At 73.1% G+C, this 22,766-nt stretch carries 20 protein-coding genes and 1 pseudogene; 8 read left to right on the top strand and 13 right to left on the bottom strand.

Annotated features, from left to right (window positions below):
- Positions 1-5 precede the first annotated feature (5 nt).
- Positions 6-758: a sirohydrochlorin chelatase gene (locus ACIQMU_RS18705; protein WP_352240648.1), complete on the top strand. Its 753-nt coding sequence runs from the start codon at positions 6-8 to the stop codon at positions 756-758.
- 18 nt (positions 759-776) lie between these two features.
- Here the strand turns inward: ACIQMU_RS18705 and ACIQMU_RS18700 are convergent, their stop codons facing one another.
- From ACIQMU_RS18700 to ACIQMU_RS18660, 9 genes and pseudogenes are all read right to left on the bottom strand, one after another.
- On the bottom strand, positions 777-1,430 hold the full coding sequence (locus ACIQMU_RS18700; RefSeq protein WP_352240647.1) for a hypothetical protein: 654 nt from the start codon (positions 1,428-1,430) through the stop codon (positions 777-779).
- A gap of 52 nt (positions 1,431-1,482) precedes the next feature.
- On the bottom strand, positions 1,483-2,100 hold the full coding sequence (locus ACIQMU_RS18695) for a DsbA family protein (RefSeq protein WP_352240646.1): 618 nt from the start codon (positions 2,098-2,100) through the stop codon (positions 1,483-1,485).
- A 180-nt stretch (positions 2,101-2,280) separates the two neighbouring features.
- Positions 2,281-2,688 (bottom strand): nuclear transport factor 2 family protein, encoded by a 408-nt coding sequence (locus tag ACIQMU_RS18690; protein WP_352240645.1) that lies wholly within the window; start codon positions 2,686-2,688, stop codon positions 2,281-2,283.
- The gene (locus ACIQMU_RS18685; RefSeq protein ID WP_352240644.1) at positions 2,681-3,229 is read right to left on the bottom strand and encodes a DUF1697 domain-containing protein; all 549 of its coding nucleotides are present in this window, start codon (positions 3,227-3,229) and stop codon (positions 2,681-2,683) included. Before ACIQMU_RS18685 ends, ACIQMU_RS18690 begins: the two co-directional genes overlap by 8 nt.
- 236 nt (positions 3,230-3,465) lie before the next feature.
- Complete coding sequence (locus ACIQMU_RS18680; protein WP_402689246.1) at positions 3,466-4,668, bottom strand: S8 family serine peptidase; 1,203 nt, start codon at positions 4,666-4,668, stop codon at positions 3,466-3,468.
- Between the two features lie 599 nt (positions 4,669-5,267).
- Positions 5,268-6,504: pseudogene (gene mgt, locus ACIQMU_RS18675) on the bottom strand (macrolide-inactivating glycosyltransferase).
- 51 nt (positions 6,505-6,555) lie between these two features.
- The gene (locus tag ACIQMU_RS18670) at positions 6,556-7,851 is read right to left on the bottom strand and encodes a sugar ABC transporter substrate-binding protein (protein WP_352240641.1); all 1,296 of its coding nucleotides are present in this window, start codon (positions 7,849-7,851) and stop codon (positions 6,556-6,558) included.
- Entirely contained in the window at positions 7,851-8,780 is a 930-nt protein-coding gene (locus ACIQMU_RS18665; RefSeq protein ID WP_352240640.1) for a carbohydrate ABC transporter permease, read from the bottom strand. The genes ACIQMU_RS18670 and ACIQMU_RS18665 overlap by 1 nt, the downstream gene beginning before the upstream one ends.
- Positions 8,777-9,811: a carbohydrate ABC transporter permease gene (locus ACIQMU_RS18660; RefSeq protein WP_402689245.1), complete on the bottom strand. Its 1,035-nt coding sequence runs from the start codon at positions 9,809-9,811 to the stop codon at positions 8,777-8,779. Before ACIQMU_RS18660 ends, ACIQMU_RS18665 begins: the two co-directional genes overlap by 4 nt.
- A 144-nt stretch (positions 9,812-9,955) precedes the next feature.
- On the opposite strand from ACIQMU_RS18660, the gene ACIQMU_RS18655 reads away from it, so the two are divergent.
- The 4 genes from ACIQMU_RS18655 (at position 9,956) to ACIQMU_RS18640 (ending at position 12,665) form a co-directional block, all read left to right on the top strand.
- A complete protein-coding gene (locus tag ACIQMU_RS18655) occupies positions 9,956-10,822 on the top strand; it encodes an aminoglycoside phosphotransferase family protein (protein WP_352240638.1) in 867 nt (288 codons plus the stop codon).
- A gap of 318 nt (positions 10,823-11,140) precedes the next feature.
- On the top strand, positions 11,141-11,638 hold the full coding sequence (locus ACIQMU_RS18650) for a hypothetical protein (protein ID WP_402689244.1): 498 nt from the start codon (positions 11,141-11,143) through the stop codon (positions 11,636-11,638).
- A 66-nt stretch (positions 11,639-11,704) separates the two neighbouring features.
- Positions 11,705-12,217, top strand: coding sequence for a hypothetical protein (locus ACIQMU_RS18645; protein ID WP_402689243.1), 513 nt, complete (start codon positions 11,705-11,707; stop codon positions 12,215-12,217).
- A 94-nt stretch (positions 12,218-12,311) separates the two neighbouring features.
- On the top strand, positions 12,312-12,665 hold the full coding sequence (locus ACIQMU_RS18640) for a DUF4333 domain-containing protein (protein ID WP_352240635.1): 354 nt from the start codon (positions 12,312-12,314) through the stop codon (positions 12,663-12,665).
- Positions 12,666-12,698: 33 nt separating this feature from the next.
- Here the strand turns inward: ACIQMU_RS18640 and ACIQMU_RS18635 are convergent, their stop codons facing one another.
- Both ACIQMU_RS18635 and ACIQMU_RS18630 read right to left on the bottom strand, forming a co-directional pair.
- A complete protein-coding gene (locus tag ACIQMU_RS18635; protein WP_352240634.1) occupies positions 12,699-13,409 on the bottom strand; it encodes a 3'-5' exonuclease in 711 nt (236 codons plus the stop codon).
- 137 nt (positions 13,410-13,546) lie between these two features.
- Entirely contained in the window at positions 13,547-14,782 is a 1,236-nt protein-coding gene (locus tag ACIQMU_RS18630; protein WP_352240632.1) for an SAV2148 family HEPN domain-containing protein, read from the bottom strand.
- A 395-nt stretch (positions 14,783-15,177) separates the two neighbouring features.
- Between ACIQMU_RS18630 and glgX the strand changes: the two genes are divergently transcribed.
- Both glgX and treY read left to right on the top strand, forming a co-directional pair.
- A complete protein-coding gene (gene glgX, locus ACIQMU_RS18625; protein WP_352240630.1) occupies positions 15,178-17,307 on the top strand; it encodes a glycogen debranching protein GlgX in 2,130 nt (709 codons plus the stop codon).
- 78 nt (positions 17,308-17,385) lie between these two features.
- Positions 17,386-19,758: a malto-oligosyltrehalose synthase gene (gene treY / locus ACIQMU_RS18620; RefSeq protein ID WP_402689242.1), complete on the top strand. Its 2,373-nt coding sequence runs from the start codon at positions 17,386-17,388 to the stop codon at positions 19,756-19,758.
- Positions 19,759-19,781: 23 nt separating this feature from the next.
- Here the strand turns inward: treY and ACIQMU_RS18615 are convergent, their stop codons facing one another.
- Together ACIQMU_RS18615 and ACIQMU_RS18610 are read right to left on the bottom strand one after the other, a co-directional pair.
- Entirely contained in the window at positions 19,782-20,807 is a 1,026-nt protein-coding gene (locus ACIQMU_RS18615) for a cytochrome P450 (protein WP_402689241.1), read from the bottom strand.
- Positions 20,808-21,044: 237 nt separating this feature from the next.
- Entirely contained in the window at positions 21,045-21,800 is a 756-nt protein-coding gene (locus ACIQMU_RS18610; RefSeq protein ID WP_352240627.1) for a DUF1707 and FHA domain-containing protein, read from the bottom strand.
- 151 nt (positions 21,801-21,951) lie between these two features.
- Between ACIQMU_RS18610 and ACIQMU_RS18605 the strand changes: the two genes are divergently transcribed.
- A complete protein-coding gene (locus ACIQMU_RS18605; RefSeq protein WP_352240626.1) occupies positions 21,952-22,749 on the top strand; it encodes a hypothetical protein in 798 nt (265 codons plus the stop codon).
- Positions 22,750-22,766: the final 17 nt, after the last annotated feature.

Raw genomic sequence — 22,766 nt, 5'->3', positions numbered from 1 at the left:
ACGTCATGTCCCGTCCCGTTCTCCTCGTCATCGCCCACGGCAGCCGCGACCCGCGGCACGCCGCGACCGTGCACGCGCTCACCGAGCGGGTACGGGCCGAGCGGCCGGGGCTGCGCGTTCAGACCGCGTTCCTGGAGTTCAACGCGCCGTCCGTGCCCCGGGTGCTGGAGCGCCTGGCCGCCGATGGCGCGGACGAGGTCGTCGCCCTCCCGCTGCTGCTCACCCGGGCGTTCCACGCCAAGACCGACATCCCCTCGGTCCTGCGCGAGGCCCGGGCCCGGCTGCCGCGGCTGCGCATCCGGCAGGCCGGCGTCCTCGGCCCGTCCCCGCTGCTGGGAGTCACCCTGGCGCGGCGGCTGCGAGAGGCCGGGGTCCGACCCGGCGACCTCCCCCGGACCGGGCTCGTCCTGGCCTCGGCGGGGTCCACAGACCCGGAGGCGATCGCAGTGATCGCTGAAATCGCGCGGGAGCTGCGGCACACCGGTTGGTGCGCCGTGCGGCCTGCGTTCGCCTCCGCACTCCTTCCCCGTACCGAGGACGCGGTACGGGCCCTGCGCGCCGACGGCGTGGAGCGGGTGGCGGTGGCCCCGTACGTCATCGCGCCCGGGCGGCTCCCCGACCGCATCGCGGCCGGCGCCGAGGCCGCCGGGGCAGACGTCCTGGCCGATGTGCTGGGGCCCGCACCGGAGTTGGCTCGGCTGCTGCTCACCCGGTACGACGAGGCGCGGGTGCCGGTGGGGGCCTCGCTGTCGGCGTGAGGCCCCCGGGGGCGCCCTCTAGCCGGTCAGTCCGGCGACCGCGCAGACGACTGCCCCGAGGGCCATCGGGTCCGCCCCCGCCGACCAGCTGTACCGACGCTCCACCGCCGCCGAGCGCGAGGACGCCCCGCGGGATCGGGCCGGGCTCGATCGGGCCGGGCGGGCATGCGCGTGCATGGCGTCGGCGCACACGCGGGAGAAGTCGTAGAACAGGTCCCACAGCGAGCCGTCGAACCACCAGAAGGCGACTTCTTCCCCCGCGTGGGTCTCCAGGACGAGCGGTGAGCGGCCCCCGGGCCGGTAGAACCGCTTCACCGAGGAGCAGGACACCACGGCGTGACGCCACAGCCCGTGGCGCACGATCCCACCGGGGCGCAGCACCACCCTGATCAGGGAGCAGCGCCAGACGAAGGACGCGGCCGCGAGGGCCGCGGCCCCCATCGGACCCCGCTCCACGGAGTCCAGGGCGGAAGCCGGGTCCAGGGCCACCCCGAGGGCGAGGACGACCATCAGGAGGGCCGCCGCCCGGGTGAGGCCGACCCGAAGCCAGCGCACGAGCTTGACCTGTCCCCGTCGATTCGGGCGGTAGCTCCGCACGCGCTGCACGAGGGGCGTGCCCGGCCCGTACCAGGCGTCCAGCCCCGCGTCCCACAGCCCTGCCCCCGTCGCCATGTCCACGATCCTAAGGACGGCCGGGGGCGGGTCCCCGGGCGGCCCCGGGGGGTCAGGCGTAGGACAGACCGCCGGACCGGGCCCGCTTGAGCTCGAAGAAGGCCGGGTGGTTGGCGAGGACCCGGAAGCTGTCGAAGAGTTCGGCCGCTTCCTCGCCGCGCGGAATCGCGTTCAGGACCGGCCCGAACCACACCGTGCCGTCGACGTGGATCGTCGGTGTGCCCACGTACCCGCCCTGCTCCGGGTCCTTGCCCGCGTCGTGGTGGCGTGCGACGTCGGCGTCGTACGCCGTCGAGTGCGCGGCCTGCGCCAGCTCGGCCGGCAGACCCAGTTCGGCGAGCGAGGCGGTGATCACGGCGTCGAAGTCCTCCTCCTTGTGCTGGTGGAGGCGGGTGCCCAGCGCGGTGTAGAGGTCCCGCAGAATTCCGTCGCCGTGGGCGGCGGCCGCGGCGACGGCGACCCGGACCGGCCCGATCGACCGGTCGACCAGGTCGCGGTACCACGCCGGGATTTCGTTGCCCTCGTTGTGCAGCTTGAGGCTCATGGGGCGGAAGCGGAGGTCGAGGTCGCGCCGCTGCTCGACCTCCAGCATCCAGCGGGAGGCGATCCAGGCGAACGGGCACGCGGGGTCGAAGTAGAAGTCGACGGTGGTGGTGTGGCGGGTGCTCATGGCTCTCACCCTAGGGAGTGATTGGCGCCGGCTCCTGGTCCAATCGGGCTCCGGCCGGGTGGGCCAATTCGGCGTGGCCCACCGGTGCGCCGCACATCGGGCGGCATCGTGCCCGGCCGGTCGGTCCGGGCGGCTCCGGTCACGGTCACGGCCATGCGGCGGGTTTCGCCCGGGCGGGGGTCAGACCTCGGCGGTGGGGCCGTCCAAGTTGCTGCCGGGCGGGCCGTCGTCGAACGGAGTCGCCTGGTGGAAGTAGAGCCGCCAGCCCTCCGGGGTCAGCCGCCACAGGGAGCTGCGGTGCGAGCGGATCCCCCGGGACTCCGTGTCGAAGGTGAGGTGCACCACGTCGGCGCAGAGCTGAGCGCCTCGCATCCGGGAGGCGGTGAGCGGGCCGGGGCGCGGGGCGTCGTCCGCGGTGAGCGAGGCGATGATGGACTCCCGGCTCCAGAGCCGGCCGCTGGTGCCGATCTCCCGGAACTCCGGGTGCAGCAGCGAGGCGAGGAGCTGGGCGGACGCCCGTACGGCCGGGTCCAGCAGGCGTAGCTCGCCCTCGATGGCCGCCGCCACGGCGGGCGAGGGCTCAGCCACGGGTCATCTCCACGAGTTTCACCACGGTGTTCCAGTTGCGGCTGGTGGCGGTGAGGCCCTTGACGTGGCGGGGGCGCCCCAGCGCGACCGCCAGCTTGGAGCGGCCGAGCCCGTCGGGGGCGTACAGGTACAGACAGCGGTCGCCGAGTTGGAACTCCTCCGGAAGGAAGTCCTCCGCCCCCAGGTCCGCGAAGCGGTCCGCGTCCACGGACCGGTCGAAGAAGGTGACGTGGAGCTGCTTGCCCTCCAGCTCGGCGGCGGGGAAGGGGCAGTCTTCGGCGACGGCCGCGAGATAGCCGGAGTCGCGGACGAGGCAGTCGACGGCGAATCCGAACCGCTGGTGCAGGGCCTGTTCCAGGGTGGCGGCCAGTGCGTCCTCGTCGTCGCCGTCGCTCCGGAAGACGGCGTTGCCGCTCTGCAGATAGGTGGCGATGCCGGTGTGTCCCAGTTCGGTGAGCACGGTGCGCAGTTCGGGCATCGGGACCCTTTTGCCGCCGCTCACGTTGATCCCCCGCAGCAGCGCCGCGTACGTCGTCGTCATGGCCACCCACCCTAAGGGCCGGCCCGTGGTCCCTGGTGGATCAGCGCGCGGCGGCGAAGGCGGTGCATCGCAGGGCGGAGATGCCTTCCCCCGCTGGACAACCGCGTCGGACCCGCCCGGGGAACGGCGCAGCCGCCGTGCCCCGTGGGGGAGAGCGCGGCGGCTGCTGCTGTGCACGGGGCCGAGCGGCGGGAGCTCATGAGAACCGCCGCCCGGCGTCCCGTCGGACGCGGGTGCTACTCGACGACCTTGAGGAGTTTGTTCGCCGTTCCCCCGGTGGCGTTGCCGATGGCGTCCGGGGTGGCTCCCTCGGTGAGCGCCGCGGCGACGGCCTCCGGGGTCGCGTCCTGGTTGCCCGCCAGGTAGACGGCGGCCGCGCCGACGACGTGCGGGGTGGCCATGGACGTACCGGAGATGGTGTTGGTGCCGGTGTCGCTGTCGTTCCAGGTGGACGTGATGTCCGAGCCCGGGGCGTAGATGTCCACGACCGAGCCGTAGTTGGAGAACGACGACTGCTCGTCGGCCTCCGTGGACGAGGCGACGGTGATCGCCTCGGGGACGCGCGAGGGCGAGCCCTGCCCGGCGTCGCTGGACTCGTTGCCGGCGGCCACGCCGAAGGTGATGCCCGCGGCGATGGCCTTTTGGACCGCCTCGTCGAGCGCCGGGTCGGCCCCGCCGCCGAGGCTCATGTTGGCGACGGACGGGCCCGTGGCGTTGGCGGTGACCCAGTCGATCCCGGCGATGACCTGCTCGGTGGTGCCCGAGCCGTTGTCGTCCAGAACGCGGACGGCCACGATGTCCGCCTTCTTGGCGACGCCGTGCGCGGCCCCGGCTATGGTGCCCGCCACGTGGGTGCCGTGCCCGTTGCCGTCGTCGGCGTCGTCGTCGTCGTCCACGGCGTCGAAGCCGGAGGTGGCCCGGCCCTCGAAGTCCTCGTGGGTGACGCGGACACCGGTGTCGATGACGTACGCGGTGACGCCCTCGCCGCCGGCGTCCGGGTAGGTGTAGGCGTTGTCGCCCGCGGTCCCGGTCTGGTCGATCCGGTCCAGGCCCCAGGACGGCGGGTCGTCCTGGGTGGCGTCGATGCTGAACTTCTTGTTCTGCACCACCTTGGCGACGGCCGGGTCGGCGGCGAGGCGCTTGGCCTCGGTCTCCGAAAGGCCGCTGGCGGAGAAGCCGTTGATGCTGGAGGTGTAGTCGCGCTTGAGCTTGCCGCCGTACTCCTTGGCGAGCTCGGACTTGTCGGCCTTCTTCTCGTCCAGCATCACAATGTAGCTGCCGGACACCGCGGTCGCGGCGTCCGCGCCGTAGACCGTGCCCACGGGAGCCGGTGCGGCTCCCGCGTAGGAGGTACCGAGAAGGGTGACGCCGGCGGCGGCCGCCACGGCGGTGGTCGCGGCGGTCAGCTTGATGCGACGGGTGCGCTGGTGCTTGGCCATGAAGAGGGGGTCTCCTCGTCATTCTTTGTGGGGGGATCGGCCCTCGGCCGGAAGATCTCCGGGGGCTGGCTCGAAACCCTGACCGATTGACGAGCACAGATCAACCCCCTCCGGGAGGCACCACTTGCTCAACAAGGTTGCGTAACAAGAAACCGGCCATGGCTGGTCACAGCGGTCACGGCGGGCCGCCGGGGGTACGGCCCGTCCGGAACGGCCGGTCGCGAGCCGCTCCGCGCGAGCATCCCCACCGGGCATACGGCCTGCTCAGAGCGGCCGTTGAGCAGGTGCCCGCCGTCCGCCCGGCCATCGCCCGTGCCGCGCCGGCGCCCCCTGGGGCAGGAGTGACGACGCGTGAAGACTCGTGAAGATCGGTGAAGGTGCGCACGAGAGGGGTGAACACCCGGCCCCGGGTGTGAAATCGCCAGGAGGTGCGTGCAGATGCGCCGACCGGGCCCGCCGCGGCACGGATTTCACGGAGCCGGAACACGGACGTCCCGCCCCGGAAACCACTGCGAGCGGCACACGGGACGGGGCGGGACAGGACGGGACGGGGCGGGACAGGACGGGAGAACGAGCGGACAGGTTGCGGGCGGTGCCGCTCAGCGGGGCAGTTCGGCCTCGATGAGGTCGGCGGCCCGCGGGGTGCCGCCCTCCCGCACCGTCCGCTCGCTCAGGCGCTCGCAGCGGGCGGCCACTTCGGGATCGCCCACCAGGGCGAGCACCGCCTCGCGCAGGGTCGCGGCGTCGGCCTCCTCCATCGAAAGGCGCCGGGCCACGCCCAGCGACTGGAGCATGTCCGCGTTGCCGAACTGGTCCACCGCCTGCGGGACGGCGACCATCGGGGTGCCGGTGGCGAGTCCTTCCTGGCTTCCCCCCGCACCGGCGTGGGTGATGAAGGCGTCGGCCTGCTTGAGGACCGCCAGTTGCGGCACCCAGGAGCACACCTCCACGCTGTCCGGCACGTCACCGAGTTCGGCGGGGTCGACGTGCGCGCCGATCTGGAGCACCACGTGCCAGCCGGGCAGGTCGCCGAAGGCGTCGACGCACGCCCGGTAGAAGGCGGGCTGTTTGGTGAACGAGGAACCCAGCGACACCAGCAGGACCTTCTCCGCCCCGGCCGGCCGGGTCCACTCGCCCTGGTCGGCCCGGTCGCCCTGGCAGGCCCCGACGAAGGTGTACATCTCGCGGTTCACCCGGTCCGCGTTCGGCTGGAGCGCCTCGGGGATCAGGACGAGTCCGCGGCGCGGGCGGGCGACGAAGTCGTCGCTGGAGACATGGCCGAGGCCGTTCTCGGCGAGCCAGTCGTCGAAGCGCGCGTAGTACGCCTTGCCGCGTTCGGTCTGCTTCAGCTCGGCGGTCATCGGCTCCCCGACCTCCTCCTCGTACCCCTCCCAGGGGACCAGGTTGGGCCAGAGGGAGACGGCGGGGACGCCCCAGCGGTGGGCGAGGACGCGGGCGGGATAGGAGGTGATGTCGTGCAGGACGAGGTCGGGCTCGTCGCCCGCGAAGGCTTCGGCGAGTTGCGGGAGCGCCTGGAGCGCGTCGTCGAGGAAGGGTTCGATGTTGTCGATCAGTTCGGTCCCCCAGGCGTCGGGGTCGTCGTCGGTCGGCAGGGTCGAGGTGTAGATCACCGGCCGGGCGCCGGTTCCGGCGACCTTCTCGGCGAAGGAGGCCGGGATGGCGTAGCTGACACGGTGCCCACGGTCGACGAGTTCGCGGATGACGTCGAGGCTCGGGTTCACATGTCCGTGGGCGGCGATGGAGAACATGGCGATGTGGGCACGCGGTGATTCCGTCATGCCGCCTACCGTAGGCGAGACGATACGTCTCGTGCAACGTTTTTGCGCTGCTGGATCGGGTTGCGGTCGCGTCCGGATCGGGTCCGGTTCAGCGCTGGTACCGGGCCAGCACCCGGTTCCCGTCGTCCACCAGCCGTTCGCGCAGTTCGTCGGCGCCGATCGCGCCGCTGTAGTACTCCTGGAGCGCGGGGGTCGCCACCTTGTCCTTCCACTCGGGATAACCGCGCACCGACTGGGCCGGCGCGGGCCGCAGCCCCTTCGCGAGCGCGGTGCCGACGGCCCAGCCGTGCTCGGCGCCGCGCAGTGACGGGTCGGCCAGCGCCTCCGTTCCCGTGGGCAGCATCCAGTCACCCCGGGCCAGGCGCACCATGTTCGCGGGCCGCAGCAGGAAGTCGATGAACGCGACGGCCTCCTTCTTGTGCGGGCTCTCCTCGGCGACCGACAGCGTCTGCGGGCTCACGCCCTGGACCGCGCCGCCCGCGCCCGCCGGCATCGGCAGGACCGTCCAGTCGAATCCTTCGGGGGCCTGCTGGATGACCTGCTGGCGGTAGGAGAACCCGAGCGGAAGCATCGCGTACTTGCCGCCGAAGAACCCGGGCAGCGCGTCCGACCCGCCCATGCCCAGGGCGCCGCGGGCGGCACTTTCGTCGGTGTTGACCTGGTCGTGGATGGTGCCGGCCACCACCCCGTCGCCCCGCTCGAAGCGCAGGACCGCCTTGCCGTCCTCGTCACGGTGGAAGAGCCGCCCGCCGCCGGACAGGCCCAGGTTGAGCGTGACGGAGACCGGTTCCTTGAGCGGCCAGGCGACCCCGTACCGACCCCGGCCCGTCAGCTCCTCGGTGATCCGCCGGAACTCCTCCCAGCCCCAGGGACGCTCCGGGGTCGGGACGCGCGCGCCCGACGCCTCCAGCAGCTTCGTGTTCGCGATCAGGACCCGGGGCTCCTGGAGGAAGGGCACCCCGTGGATCCCCTCGCCGAACGTGGTGGTGCGCCAGGACCGCTCGGGGATGTCGGCCTTGAGCCGCTCGGGGAGCAGCGGGCGGAGGTCGGCGAGGTATCCCCCGTACGCGAAGTCGGCCAGGTCGTCGGAGGCGTCGTGGATGACGTCGGGGGCCTCGCCGCCCTCGAAGGAGGTGAGCAGCTGGTCGTGGACGCTGTCCCAACTGCCCTGGACGTAGTCCACCTGGATGCCGGGGTGGGCCGCGTTCCACTCCTTCACCAGTCGCTTGTTGGCGTCGACGGACTCCTTCTGCCAGGCCAGCGACTGGAACCGGAGCCGGATCGTGCCGTCCGCGTCCCGCCCGTCCCCGCCGCCGGAGCAGCCGGTGAGCAGGAGGGCCAGTACGGCGACCGCGGTCGCCGCCCGCCGGATCGGGGCGCGCATCAGCTCTTCACCGCCCCGGCCGCCATCCCGCCGGTGATCCGGCGCTGGATGAGGGCGAAGAGGACGAGGGAGGGCAGCGTGGCGAGGAACGCGGCCGCGGCGAGCGGGCCGAGGTCGGCCACGCCCTCCGCGCCGAGGAAGTGGGTGAGGACGACCGGCAAGGTCTGCTTCTCCGGGGTTTTGAGCAGGACGAGCGCGAAGAAGAACTCGTTCCACGCGGTGATGAACGCGAACAGCACGGTGGCGACGATCCCGGGTGCGAGCAGCGGAGCCACGACGGAGACGAGGGTCCGCACCCGGCCCGCGCCGTCGACGGCGGCGGCCTCCTCCAGCTCAACCGGCACGGCCCGGACGTATCCGGTGAGCATCCACAGCGCGAAGGGCAGCGACCAGACGACGTAGACGAGGACCAGCCCCCACAGGGTGTTGATCGCATGGAGGTTCTTCAGGACGAGGAAGAGGGGGATGATCACCAGAACGAACGGGAACGCCTGGCTGACCACGACCCAGCCGGTCGCCGCGGTGGCGAGGCGGCTTCGGTGGCGGGCCATCACATAGGCCATCGGGGTGGCGATCACGACGGCGATCACCGCCGCCCCGACGGCGGCGGTCAGGGAGTTGGCGGCGGCCTGGAACAGCGGCTGCTCGTCGAACGCCTGCCGGAAGTTGTCCAGGGTGGGTTGCTCGGGAATCCAGGTGGGGTGCAGCGATCCCAGTTCGCGGGCGGGCTTGAAGGCGGTGGAGATCAGCCACACGAACGGGAACGCCAGGAAGACCAGGTACGCCAGCAGGGCCAGGTACTGCGCGGCGCGCGCGGGCCTGCCGGTGCGCAGCCCCGTCGATTCACGCTCCGTCGACGCACGCGGCGCCGGCCCGCGCCCCGTCGATCGCCGCCCGGTCGGCCCTCGTCCCGTCGGTCCCCGCCTCATCGGTCCCCGCCTCCCTTGAGCCGGCCGACGAGGAAGAGGGCGAGGAGCACGGAGATCACCGCGACCATCACACAGCCCATCGCCGCCGCGTAGCCGAACTGCCCGTAGCGGAATGCCTCCTCGTAGGCGAAGAGCATCGGCAGCCGGGTCCGGCCACCGGGTCCGCCGCTGGTCAGGACGTAGACCAGGGCGAAGGAGTTGAAGTTCCAGATCAGGTTGAGGGCGGAGACGGCGAGCGCGATCGGCTTCAGGGCGGGCCAGGTGACCGTACGGAAGCGGCGCCAGGCACCGGCCCCGTCCATGGCTGCCGCCTCGTGCAGTTCGCGCGGGGTGTTCTGGAGGCCGGCGAGAAGGGCCACGGTGGTCTGCGGCATGCCCGCCCAGACGCCGACGAGGACCACGGCGGGCAGCGCGGTGGCGAGGCCGGTCAGCCAGTCCCGGCCGTCGCCGAGTCCGAGGTCGCGGAGGGTCTCGTTGAGGATGCCGGCGTCCGGGTTGTAGACGAGCCGCCACATGATGCCGACGACGACCTCGGGCATCGCCCAGGGGATGATCGCCAGCGCCCGGGCCAGCCAGCGCATGCGGAGGTTCTGATTGAGCAGCAGGGCGAGGCCGAGTGCCAGCAGGAACTGCGGGACGGTGACGCCCACTGCCCAGAGCAGGCCGATCCGGAACGAGTCCCAGAACAAGGTGTCGTGCAGCAGGTCCTGGAAGTTCAGGGTGCCGATCCACTGGGTGGAGCGGGTGCGGCCGGACTGCGCGTCGGTGAAGGCGAGGGCGATGCCGTAGAGGAGCGGTCCGACGCTGAGGATCAGGATCGGGATGAGCGCGGGCAGCACCAGGAACCAGGCGGCCCCGTCCCCGAACGCCTTGCGCTCCGGCCGTCCCGGGCGCCCGGGACGCGGCGGCCTCCCCGCGGGTCCGCGCCGGCCGCCCTGTCCGGTCCGCCAGCCCCCGTGCCCGTCCCGTCCGTCGCGCCCACCGTTCGGGCCGTCCGGTCCGGACCGCTTCGCCGCGGCCACCGATGTCACGAAGGGAACCTCTCCGTCTTTTATCTCACTGATGCGTCTAAAATATGCTTCTGTCCTGTTCTGGCCGCCCGGAAAGCCTCCGTCATCGTGCTGACGGCTCATCGGTTCGTCAAGGTGGCCTGCTGGGATGCGAAAATCGCATCCATGGACGAAAAGCGCGCACGCGACGTACTGACGGCCGCCGGGTACTCCGGCGCGGCGGAACTGCTCGCGCTGGGCGAGAACGCGGTCTTCGCGGCCGATGGCCTGGTGATCAAGGTCGGCCGGGACGCCACCGGACACCCTGAGCTCCGCGCGCGGGCCGAGCGGGAAGTGGCCCTCGCCGACTGGCTCGCCGCGTCCGGAGTCCCCGCCGTCCGCGCGGCCGAACGCCGGCCGCGCCTGGTCGAGGGCCACCCCGTGACACTGTGGCACCGGCTTCCCGACCCCGTGCGCCCCGCCGAGCCCCGTGACCTCGCACCACTGCTCTCCCTGGTGCACGCGCTGCCCGCCCCGGCCGGCCTCACCCTGCCGCGCCGCGAACTCCTGGGCGGCGTGGAGCGGTGGCTGAGCCTGGCGGGGGACGCGATCGACCCGGCGGACGCCGACTACCTCCGGGAGCGCCGCGACGCCTTCGCGGCCGCGGCCGCCGCGCTCGTCCCGCGGCTGCCCCCGGGGCCGATCCACGGCGACGCGCTCCCGCGCAACGTCCACGTCGGCCCCGACGGCCCCGTCCTGGTCGATCTGGAGACCTTCTCCGACGATCTGCGCGAACACGACCTGGTCGTCCTCGCCCTCTCCCGCGACCGCTACGGCCTCGACCCCGCGGCCTACGACGCCTTCACCTCCGCGTACGGCTGGGACGTCCGGGAGTGGGAGGGGTGCGCGGTGCTGCGCGGCGCCCGCGAGACGGCCAGCTGCGCCTGGGTCTCCCAGCACGCCCCGGCCAACCCGAAGGCGCTCGCCGAATTCCGCCGCCGGGTGGCGTCCCTGCGCGAGGACGATCCCGAGGTCCGGTGGTACCCCTTCTGAGCGGCCGGGGGACCGCAGTCCGGCGACCAGTGATCCTTCCGCACTATGCGTCGTGGCCGTCAGGCCGAACAGATGCGATTGCAACGGGGGTTGCCCATGGGTGCCGGAGAAGGCGGCGAGCAGAAGCTCGCAAGCTCGGCGCCGTGGGCTTCGAGTTCACCGTCGACCCGGGGAAGGTCGTCGATACGGTGGGCGATGCTGCCGGGGCCGTGGGCGATGCGGCGAGCTGGGTAGGAGACGGGATCGGCAGCCTGCTCTGACGTACGCCGGCGCGGACCCGCTGCCGTGAGCACACCGTTATCGTAAGGAGAGACCGGGATGACCACCACCCTGCCCGCACCGATCGCGTTCGAACTGCCGGACGGCTGGCGCGCCACGCCGCCGGACGGGGTGGGCGCGCCGGGCGCGGCGTTCGTCGCCCTGCACCCGCACCCGGATGCGGGATTCACCGCGAACATCACGGTCGACGGCGCGTTCCGCCCGGACCAGGCGACGCTCCCCGAGATCGCCGACGAATCGGTGGCGAACCTGCGCGGGCCCGCCGCCTCGGTCGACGTCGCCGAACGCCGGGAGGTCGGTTCCGAGGACGCTCCCGGCTTCACCCAGACCCTCGCGATCTCGGCGGTCGCCGGGGGAGCGCTCCGCGACCTCATCCAGTCGCAGGTCTATCTGTCCACGCTGGACGTCGACGATCCGAGCAAGCGGGCGGTGATCCGGCTGATCCTGACGGTGACCGCGGCCCAGCACGGCGACGTCGTGGAGGACTTCCGGGACTTCGTGCGCACGGTCCGCCCGGACACCGGCGCGACGCCCTAGGAAGTGCCCGCCGGAGCGACCGGCCCTTTCTTGCACCGCTGTTCCGACCACTCATAGGTTGACCTCATGGGATTATTCGACAAGTTGACCGGAACCAAGCACCCCGAGGCCGGGCTGGCGCCCTGTCCGGCCCAGGAGTTGCGGGCGGCTCTGCTCGGTCTCAACCGGCCGGATGTTCCCTACGTCATCAGCGACGGCTCGGCGCAGGGAGCCGATCTGGTGGCGGAGTGGCGGATCGACGAGCCCGCCTGGCAGACCTTCTTCATCGGGTCCCAGCTGACGCACGCCATCCGGATCCGGATGCGGCTGGCCGAGGACGTCCCCGAGGTGCGTGCCGTCGAGGAGAGCTGGGAAGTCACCCGCGTCGGAAATCCTCCGCGGCTCCAGACCTCGGCGGAGTACGGCCGCGGCGGGGGCAGGACCGTCTCTCGCCGCTACACCTTCCAGCGGGGGGAGAGCGGCCGTCTGGAGGCGACCGAGTCGTTCAGCTTCGACAGCGCGCAGCTGACAGCCCCCTTGCGGGGCACCGCCCTCAAGTCGGGCTGGACCTGGCGCGGAGTGATCTTCGGCAAGCTCTGATCGGCGCCCCGGCACCCTCCGGCGGCCTGCCGGCCGCACGGTGCCACGTATGCTTCCGCCGACTGTCCCGCACCTTGCGAAACGGATCCTTCCCATGCCCATAGCCCGCTCGACCGCAGTGACGTGGAGCCTCGCGGTCCTGGCCGCCGGAGCGCTGCTCGTCGGCTGCTCGGCCTCGGTCAGTGTGGGGAGTTCCGAGTCGAAGCTGTCCAAGGACAAGCTGTCCGCCACGGTCGCCAAGAAGCTCGCCGAGACGACGGGCCAGCCGGAACCGGACGTCACGTGCCCCGAGGACCTCGTCGGGAAGGTCGGCACCGAGACCCGCTGCACCCTCACCGCGGGCGACGGCAGCACCCTGGGCGTGACGGCGACCGTCACCTCGGTCGACGGCGGTCAGATCAACTTCGACATCAAGGCCGACGACACGGCCTCCCCCGCCGCCGACTGACGCGGAGAGGGATTCCGGCCCGTCGGCCCCGGCTCAGCGGCTGCGGGGGATCACCGGCCAGGACGCCTCGACCACGGCCGCGGGGTCCGAGCGGCGCAGGTATGCCTGGAGCGAGGCCGACTGCTCGGCGGCCGCCCTGATCTGAAGGGCGTGCAGTTCGGCGGGCGGCAGGGTGCCGACGGGCCGGTGCCGCTCTCCCATTCGGCGCACCACGCGCACCGCGGCCACCGCGTCGGCGCTCGCCTCGTGCGCTCCGTCGAGCGTGACCCCGTAGTGGTCGCACAGTGCCTGGAGGGCCCGCTTGCCCTTGCGGTACTTGTCGACGTGCTTGTCGATCACCAGCGGGTCGATGACCGGTGAGGGCGCCCCGCCGACCCGCTCCTCGACCGACGGCAGCCCGTGCCTGCGGCATTCGCGGTCCAGCAGCGAGAGGTCGTAACGGGCGTTCATCACCACCAGTGGGACACCCGAGCGCAGCACCTCGGCGACCGCGTGGGCGATCTCCTCGACCGCGGAGACGGCCCGCGCCCCGTGCTTGCGGGCGTGGTCGGTGCCGATGCCGTGGATCGCGGACGCCTGTTCGGGTATGACCACCCCCGGGTCGAGCAGCCAGGTCCGCTGCTCGGCGACCGTCCCGTCCGCGTCCAGCCGGACGAGTGCGGCGGTGACGATCCGGTCGTTCTCGACGTCGGTCCCCGTCGTCTCCAGGTCGAAGCCGACCAGTGTTCCCCGGTGCCAGCTCATCCCGATACCTCCTTCGTGGTGCGCTCCCCCATGTGCTGACCACCTTCGCACGGGCCACTGACAGAGCCCCGGGGAGGTCCGTGGCACCACAGTCCGTCAGAAGCCCGGGGCGGGCCCGGCAGGAGCGGGCGGGCCCGTCAGGAGACCGGCCGGGAGTCCGTCCAGACCGATTCGAACTCTTCGCGGTACGTCTCGAAGAGGCCGTGCTCGCTGTCTTGCCCCGCCCGCACCACCGTGCGCCTGCCCCCGCCGCGCAGCACCAACACCGGTGCCTCCATGCCCCGGGCCCGCCGCAGGTAGGGCTGGACGACGCCCACGGCGTCCGGGCCGTCGCCGTCCACCAGGTAGGCGGTGAAGCGCGGGGTCTCGTCGAACACCTGGATCTCGAACGCCCCCGGATCGCGGAGCTTGGAGCGCACCCGGCGCATGTGCAGGATGTTCATCTCCACCGAACGGCTCAGCTCGCCCTTCTTGAGGCCGAGCTCCCGCTCCCGGCGGCGCACCGCGCTGCTGGCCGGGTTGATGAACAGCAACCGGACCCGGCAGCCCGATTCGGCGAGCCGGACGAGCCGGCGGCCGGAGAAGTTCTGGACGAGGAGGTTGAGACCTATGCCGATGGCGTCGAGCCGCCGCGCCCCGCCGAAGAGGTCCTCGGCGGGCAGCTGGCGCTGGAGCCGGACCCGGTCGGGGTGGACGGAGACCACGTCCGCGTACCGGTCGCCCACCAGCTCCTCCACCGCGTCCACCGGCAGCCGGTCGGCCGAGGGCGCCCCGGAACCGCTGCCGAGGATGTCCAGGAGCCGGGCGGAGGCGCGTTCGGCCTGGGCGAGGACCGCCTCGTTCAGCGCGCGGTTGCGCGAGACGACGTTGCGCGCGACCTCCAGCTCGTCGAGGGCCAGCTCGACGTCGCGCCGGTCGTCGAAGTACGGCTCGAAGCAGGGCCAGTGCTGGACCATCAGCTCGCGCAGCTGCGGCAGCGTCAGGAAGCTGAGGACGTTGTCGTCGGCCGGGTCCAGCAGGTAGCCCTTGCGGCGGGAGACCTCGCGTACGGCGACGGCGCGCTGCACCCACTCCTGCCCGGCCGGTCCGGCCGCGGCCACCACCCACTCCTCGCCGTGGACCGGCTCGTAGATCGGCCGGAGCACCGCGGCGACGACGGCCCGCAGACGCTGTTCGACCAGATTCAGCCAGATATAGGCGCGCCCGGCCCGCTGGGCGCGGGTGCGCACCTCGCCCCACGCCTCCGCTCCCCACTCCAGCTCGGCACCGATCTCCATGGGCTGCGCGAGGGACACCGCCCCGGGCGGCGCATCGGTCGATTCCCCCTCGTGACCTGCGTCACCTGGGGGTAGCTCGAACCCTCCCGAGCTCACCCGCGTACCGCCTTCCACTCCCCCACCCAACGATCAAGGAAGGGTACTCCGGGAGCGTGATCCGACGCAGCCAGATGCGCAGGCGACTTTCTCAACTCCGCAGTGCGTGCGGCTTGTTCCTTGCGGCGAGATCGGGCGGAGTGAGCGGATTCATAGCGATTGGGCGCCCTGCTCCCGGTGCGGAACCGGACTCCGGTCGGGTGACGGGTTCCGGAAGCACGTCCGGGGCGGCACGGGAGTGTCCGAAGTTGACCGGTGCCGGCCCGAACCGGGCGACAGGACCCGGCCGCACCGCGCGACGTCCTAGGTGAGCGCCCCGTTTTCGGGGAGTATTCGGGGAGTAACGGGCCGAGGAACGCCACCGCACCCGGATCAGAAGTGGAAGAGTCTTCATCATGCAGGTCTGGCCGGGACACGCTTACCCCCTCGGCGCCACGTACGACGGCGCCGGCACCAATTTCGCGGTCTTCTCCGAAGCCGCTCACCGGATCGAGTTGTGCCTGTTGCACGACGACGGTTCGGAGACGGCGGTGGAGCTCCGCGAGACCGACGCCTTCGTGCGCCACGCCTATCTGCCCGGGGTGATGCCCGGGCAGCGGTACGGCTTCAGGGTGCACGGCCCCTACGAGCCCCAGCGCGGGATGCGGTGCAACTCCGCGAAGCTGCTGCTGGACCCGTACGCCCGTGCGGTCGCCGGGAAGATCGACTGGGGCGAGGCGGTGTACGGCTATCCCTTCGGCCGGCCGGACGCCCGCAACGACCTCGACTCGGCCCCGCACACCATGAGCTCGGTGGTGGTCAACCCATACTTCGACTGGGGCGACGACCGCCGTCCCCGGACGGACTACCACCGCACGGTGATCTACGAGGCCCATGTGAAGGGCCTGACGATGCTGCACCCGGGGCTGCCGCCCGAGCTGCGCGGCACCTACGCGGGCCTCGCGCATCCGGAGGTGATCGCCCATCTGACCGAGCTGGGCGTCACCGCGATCGAGCTGATGCCCGTCCACCAGTTCGTGCAGGACCACCGGCTGTCGGACATGGGGCTCGCCAACTACTGGGGCTACAACACCATCGGCTTCTTCGCCCCGCACAACACGTACGCCTCCTGGGGCGACCGCGGCGAACAGGTGCTGGAGTTCAAACAGGCGGTGAAGGCGCTGCACCAGGCGGGCATCGAGGTCATCCTCGACGTGGTCTACAACCACACGGCCGAGGGCAACCACCTCGGCCCGACGCTCTCCTTCCGCGGCCTGGACAACGCGTCCTACTACCGCCTGACCGATGATCAGCGCTACTACATGGACACCACGGGCACCGGGAACTCCCTGCTCATGCGGTCTCCGCACGTCCTCCAGATGATCATGGACTCGCTGCGGTACTGGGTGACCGAGATGCATGTGGACGGCTTCCGCTTCGATCTCGCGGCGACGCTCGCCCGGCAGTTCCACGAGGTGGACCGGCTCTCCTCGTTCTTCGACCTGGTGCAGCAGGACCCGGTGGTCAGCCAGGTGAAGCTGATCGCCGAGCCCTGGGACGTCGGCGAGGGCGGCTACCAGGTGGGCAACTTCCCGCCGCTGTGGACCGAGTGGAACGGCAAGTACCGCGACACGGTCCGGGACCTGTGGCGGGGCGAGCCGCGCACCCTGGCGGAGTTCGCCGGGCGGCTCACGGGATCCTCCGACCTCTACCAGGACGACGGCCGCCGCCCGCTCGCCTCGATCAACTTCACCACCTGCCACGACGGCTTCACCCTGCACGACCTGGTCTCGTACAACGACAAGCGCAACGACGCCAACGGGGAGGAGAACCGGGACGGCGAGAGCCACAACCGGTCCTGGAACTGCGGCGCGGAGGGCGAGACCGACGACCCGGAGGTCCTGGAGCTGCGGGCCCGCCAGATGCGGAACTTCATCGCCACGCTGATGCTCTCGCAGGGTGTGCCGATGCTGAGCCACGGCGACGAATTCGCCCGTACGCAGAAGGGCAACAACAACGCCTACTGCCAGGACAACGAGCTGGCCTGGGTGCACTGGCCCGACCCGGAGGAGGAGGCGGACGCCCCCGCCTCGGCGCTGCTGGAGTTCACCCGGGCCATGGTGTGGCTCCGCCGCGACCATCCGGTCTTCCGCCGTCGCCGCTTCTTCCACGGCCGGCCGGTGGAGGGCACCCACGACGAGCTGTCCGACATCGCCTGGTTCACCCCGGAGGGCGAGGAGATGACGCAGCAGGACTGGCAGGCGGCCCACGCCAAGGCGATGACCGTGTTCCTGAACGGTCACGCGATCTCGGAGCCGGGGCCGCGCGGCGAGCGGATCGCCGACGACTCCTTCCTGCTGATGTTCAACGCGAGCGCCGAGACGCTGGACTTCGCGATCCCGGTCGGCCACGGGGAGCAGTGGCAGGTCGTCGTCGACACCGCGCGGCCGGACGGGGTGGAGCCGGGGACCGGGGCGAAGGTGGCCGAGGGCGAGCGGGTCACGCTGATCGGGCGCAGCCTGACCGTGCTGAAGCGGCCCGCCTGAGCGGCGGGCGGCGGGCGGCGGGAGTGAGGTTCCGCCGGCGGTGACACGGAGCGCCCCGGGCGGGGTACGTAGGAGTCCATGACGCCCTCCGCCACGTACCGGCTTCAGCTCCAGCCCGACTTCCCGTTCGCCGCCGCCGAGAAGGCCGTGCCGTATCTTGCCGCGCTCGGTGTGTCGCACCTCCATCTGTCGCCCGTCCTGGAGGCGGTGCCCGGCTCCCCGCACGGTTACGACGTGGTCGACCACAGCCGGGTCCGGGCGGAGCTGGGCGGTGAGGAGGGGCTGCGCTCGCTCGCCTCCGCCGCCCGGGAGCAGGGCCTCGGCCTGGTCCTGGACATCGTGCCCAACCACATGGCGGCCTCGCCCCGGCACAACCGGCGGCTGTGGGAGGTGCTGCGCGAGGGCCCCGCCTCGCCGTACGCCCACTGGTTCGACGTCGACTGGGAGGCGGGCGGCGGGCAGATCCTGCTGCCCGTGCTCGGGGGGCCGCTCGGCCGGGAACGGGGCGACCTCGTCGTGGACGGGGAGGTGCTGCGCTACCACGACCTGGAGTTCCCGCTCCGCGCGGGCACGGCGGGCCTTCCGCTGCCGGAGCTGCTGGACGCCCAGCACTACCGGCTCGGCTGGTGGCGGCTGGCCCGCACCGAGCTGAACTACCGGCGCTTCTTCACCGTCTCGGAGCTGATCGCGGTGCGCGTCGAGCACCCCGAGGTCTTCGACGCCACACACGCCAAGGTCCTCGAACTGCTGCGCGACGGTGTGCTGGACGGGCTGCGCATCGACCATCCGGACGGCCTGGCCGCCCCCGCCGCCTATCTGGAGCGGTTGCACGAGGCCACCGGGGGCCGCTGGACGGTGGTGGAGAAGATCCTCACCGGCGACGAGCGCCTCCCGGCGGACTGGGCCGTCGCGGGCACCACCGGCTACGACGCGCTGCACCGGATCGACGGGCTGTTCACCGACCCCTCCGGGGCGGCGGAGCTGCTCGGCCACTACCGGGAGTTCGCGGACCCGCCCGGCGACCGGGGCGGCGACTGGACGGCGACGGTGCGCCGGGCCGCGTACCGGGTGGCGACGCACGAGCTGGCCGCCGAGACGGCCTGGCTGACCCGGCTGGCGGCCGGTGTCTGCCGGCGGGACCCGGCGCTGCGCGACCACGCGCCCTGGGCGCTGCGGACGGCGATCCGGGAGCTGCTGGTGCGCGTCCCCGTCTACCGGCCGTACGTCACGGCGGGCGAGCCGCCGACGCGGATCGCGCGGGAGACGTGGACCGACGAGGCAGTACGGGACGCGAAGGCGGTGTTCTCCGTGCCGGAGGAGGCGGCGGCCGTCGACGTCGTGCGGGAGCTGGCGCTCGGGCGGCTCGGTGGCGGGGAGGAACAGACGGCGTTCTGCGCCCGGTTCGCGCAGACCGCCTCCGCGCTGCACGCCAAGTCGGTGGAGGACACGGCGTTCTACCGGTACGTTCCGCTGGTCTCGGCGACCGAGGTGGGCGGGGACCCGGGGCGGCCCGCCGTGTCCGTGGAGGAGTTCCACGCCTTCGCCGCCCGGATCGCCCGTGACTGGCCCGCCACGGGCACGGTGCTGACCACGCACGACACCAAGCGCAGCGCCGACGTGCGGGCCCGGATCGCGGTGCTGTCCCAGTGTCCGCGGCGGTGGGCGGCGTTGGTGGCGGAGCTGACGGCGGCCACCGCCGTCCTGGCCCCGGACCCGCAACTGGCATGGGCGGCCTGGCAGTCGGCGTACGGCTGTGCGGATCTGCCGGCCGGGGAGCTGTGCGCGCGGCTGGAGCCGGCACTGCTGAAGGCCGTGCGCGAGGCGGGCCTGTTCACCAGCTGGACCGAGCCGGATCCGGCGTACGAGCGGGCGGTGTCGGACTTCGTGGCCGCCGGTCCGGGCAGCGGGTCGGGGGCGGCCCGGGCCCGGGTGGCCGAGTTCGCCGACGCGCTCGCCCCGCATGTGCGCGCCCAGGTGCTGGGGGCGGCGCTGGTGCAGTTGACGATGCCGGGGGTGCCGGACCTCTACCAGGGCACGGAGAGCGAGTATCTGGCCCTGGTCGACCCGGACAACCGGCGGCCGTTCCGGCGGCCCGCGGTCCCGGACGAGAAGCAGGCGCTGACGGCGGTCGCGCTGGGTCTGCGGCGGGAACTGCCGGACGTGTTCGGGGAGTCGGGGACGTACGCGCCCCTGGCAGCCCGTGGCCCGGCCGCCTCCCATCTGCCGGCGTTCTGCCGGTCGGGCGAGGTGGTCACGGCGGTGACCCGGCTGTCGCTGCGGCTGGCGGAGGGCGGCGGCTGGCGGGACACGGTGCTGGAGCTGCCGGACGCGGGCTCCTGGCGGGACCTGCTGTCGGCCACGCCCGGCCGGGCGTTCACGGGCGGCGCGGTGGCGGCGGCCGAGTTGTTCGCCGAGCGGCCGGTGGCGCTGCTGCGGCGGGTGCGGGGATGAGGCCGGTTCGGGGGGTGTGCCCGTCAGGACGGGCGGACGAGCAGGGTGCGCGGTCCGCGGACCAGCAGGCCGCTCGCCACCGGGCGGAAGCCGTCGGCCCAGCGGATGCCGGGCATCGCCGTCAGCAGGGCGCGCAGGCCGTGCTCGGCCTCCAGCCTGCCGAGGAGCGCGGCGGGGCAGCCGGCGGGGCCGGTGAGGAGCGGGTCGGCGTCGGCGCGCAGCGGGTCGAACCGGTCGGGCGCGCCGAACCGGGCCGGGTCGCGGCCCGCCGCGCCGATGAGGCAGGCGACGGGCGCGTCGGCCGGAAGTGTGCCGCCACTGACGACCACCTCGGTACGGGTGCGGCGCAGCACGATCTGGACCGGCGGGTCGCGGCGCAGGGTCTCGGCCCAGGCCCGCCCGAGCAGCGTCCCGGGCACGTCTCCGGCCGTCGCGGCGGCCAGCAGATCGGGATCGTCCAGCATGTTCGCGAGGAACGAGGCGAGGGCGCGCTCGCGGAGGGCGGTGGGCCCGGCGCAGTCACCGGGCTCGTCGCCGGTCCGCCGGTGGCGGGCGGGCCGGCGCGGGGCGCCGGGGTCCGGGGAGGGGAGCCCGGCCGCCGGGGCGGCGGCGGCGCCGGCGGGCAGCCACCGGCAGAAGTCGGCGACCAGGTCCGCCCGGTCGCGCCCGGCGATCCGGCGGGCCAGGACGTACGCGGTGCGCTCGACGGCGGGTTCGGCGGTGCGGCACGAGGAGGCGGGCGGGACGCAGACCAGGCTGCCCCGGCAGAGGCCGAGCGGGACGGGGGCCAGGCCGCGCGGCGCCCCGTCGTGCGGGTAGCCGGTGAACCGGGGGTCGGTGAGGGCCAGGGCCACGTCCCCGTAGCGGCTCAGCAGCCAGGCGCCGAGGCCGGGGTCGTAGCCGAGCGGGTAGTCGGTCCGCAGCAGGCGGTAGAGGCGCAGCCGGTAGGGGTCCGTCGTGGCGCCCGGCGCGAGCAGTCCCGGCTGCCCGCCCGCGAGACGGTGCGGGCGGCGGGCGGCCGGCAGGGCGTCGGGGCGTTCGACCGGCATCCCGCACCCCCTGGGATCGGTGCGCCGGCTGTCGGCGCGCACCCTCCCAGCGGACCACCGCCGGGGGCGCGCCGCAGTCGGCGTGCGGCCGTTCGGGTGAGGGTGCGGCAGGCTGCGGGGGCCTGCTCCGGCGGCGGGCAGAGGACGAGCGGTTCGGTGCGGGCCGCCGGAACGGTCCGCACAGCGACCCGGCAGCGCCGCCCCGGCGGGACCGGACAGGGGAATGCGGCAGGGGAGTCAGGCGGGCGGAAGGCCGGGGCCCCTCGGCGGCGGCTCGGGTGGGCGGGGGGACGCCCCGGGCGCGTGGGGCGGGCCGGGTGACGCCCCGGGCGCGTGGGGCGGCGGCTCGGGTGGGCGGGGGGACGCCCCGGGCGCGGGCGGCGGCAGTTCGGGCGGGCGTGCGGACGATCCGGGCGCGGGCGGCGGCAGTTCGGGCGGGCGAACGGAGGGGGCGGTGAGGCGGAAGCTCATCCGGCCGAAGCTCACCTGGTCCCCGTCCCGCACCGGGATGGAGCCGACGAGCCGCTGGCCGTTGACGCAGGTGCCGTTGGTGGAGCCTAGGTCGCGCAGTACCCAGCGGCCGTTCCGGGCGGAGAGTTCGGCGTGCAGCCGGGACACGGTCTCGTGGTTGAGGCGCAGTCCGTTCGCCGGGTCGCGGCCGATGAGCAGCGGGTACGGGCCCGGGGCGGGGAGCAGCAGCTTGGGCAGCCGCTCGGTCTGCCAGGCCCGGCGCAGCCGCCCCGGGAAGGCGGAGATCCCGCCCACCGCGCGGACCAGGCCGTGGGACCAGCGTCCGCCGGTTTCCAGGTCGGAGGTGAGGGCCGCCAGCTCCTCGGGGCGGCGGGCGACGAGGACGAGCTCCATGCGCCGCATGAAGGTGTCGTGCGACAGCTTGCCCTGCGCGGCACCCTCTCTGAGCACGCCGAGGACACGGTCGCGCTGGGCGTCCGACAGCCGCGCGGGATACGTGTGGAACTCGAAGGAGGACGTCACGTCGTCGATTGTCGGGCCGAGGGGCCCGGGGTGTCCAGACGAGGCCGTGTTTCCTCCCTCGCTGACCTGCGCCGCTCCCCGGCGCGGGCCCTTGCTGGGGTCTGGCGCTCATCCATCACGAGGAGACTCTGCGACCTGTGCTGCACCACGGTTGACGGTCCGTCCGCTGTCCGGGGCCGATGAACTCGGCCTGTTCTGCCGCCTTTCGTATGTTCTCGGCCACGAGCTGGCCGACGACCTCGCCACCGGACGCCGCGTCCCGGAGTGGATGTGGGTCGCCCTGGACGGTGAGCGGGTCGTCGCCAGGGCCGCCTGGTGGACCGACGCGGCGGGCAACAAGCCCCTCGCGCTCGACTTCTTCGACCTGGACGACGCCCTTCCGGCCCCGGAGCGCGTCGCGGTCGGCGTACGGCTGCTGGAGACGGCGGCCGTGCTGCCCGCCGGCGCCGAGCGGCCCGGGATACGGGCGGTCGTGCCGCCGGACTGGCACGAGGACCCGGTCGCCCGGGACGTCGTCGGGGCGCGGATCCGGGTGATGGAGGAGACCGGGGCCCGGATGCTGGTGGAACGGCTGCGGCTGGAGTGGCGGGCCGGTCCGCCGGTGCCGGAGGACTCCGGCCGGCTGGTGTTCCGTGCGGTCGCCGGCCGGGAGGAGCTGCTCGCGCTGATGGCGCCGGTGATGGAGGGCACCCTCTCCGCAAGCGCCGTGAGGCGCTGCGGCGCCGGAGCCGCCGCCAGGGGTGAGAGGCGGGGGCCGGGGCGCACCGCCGGGGAGGTCCGGCGAATATCGGTGGACGGCGGGCACGGAGGGCGGCTACGGTCGGCACCGACATCGGCACCGGTCGTGGAAGGGGGCGAAATCGTGCGCAGGAACAGCGGCACCAACACCCGCAGTACGTCACCTTCGCGCTCCCGCCCCGTCCGCCGGGCGGTGTCGGACCTCGTCTGACCGGGAGCGCGGCATTC

Source organism: Streptomyces sp. NPDC091649, from assembly GCF_044756785.1.
GTDB lineage: Bacteria > Actinomycetota > Actinomycetes > Streptomycetales > Streptomycetaceae > Streptomyces.
The sequence above is the reverse complement of the archived record's forward strand: the minus strand, read 5'-3'. Positions and strand labels throughout refer to the sequence as shown.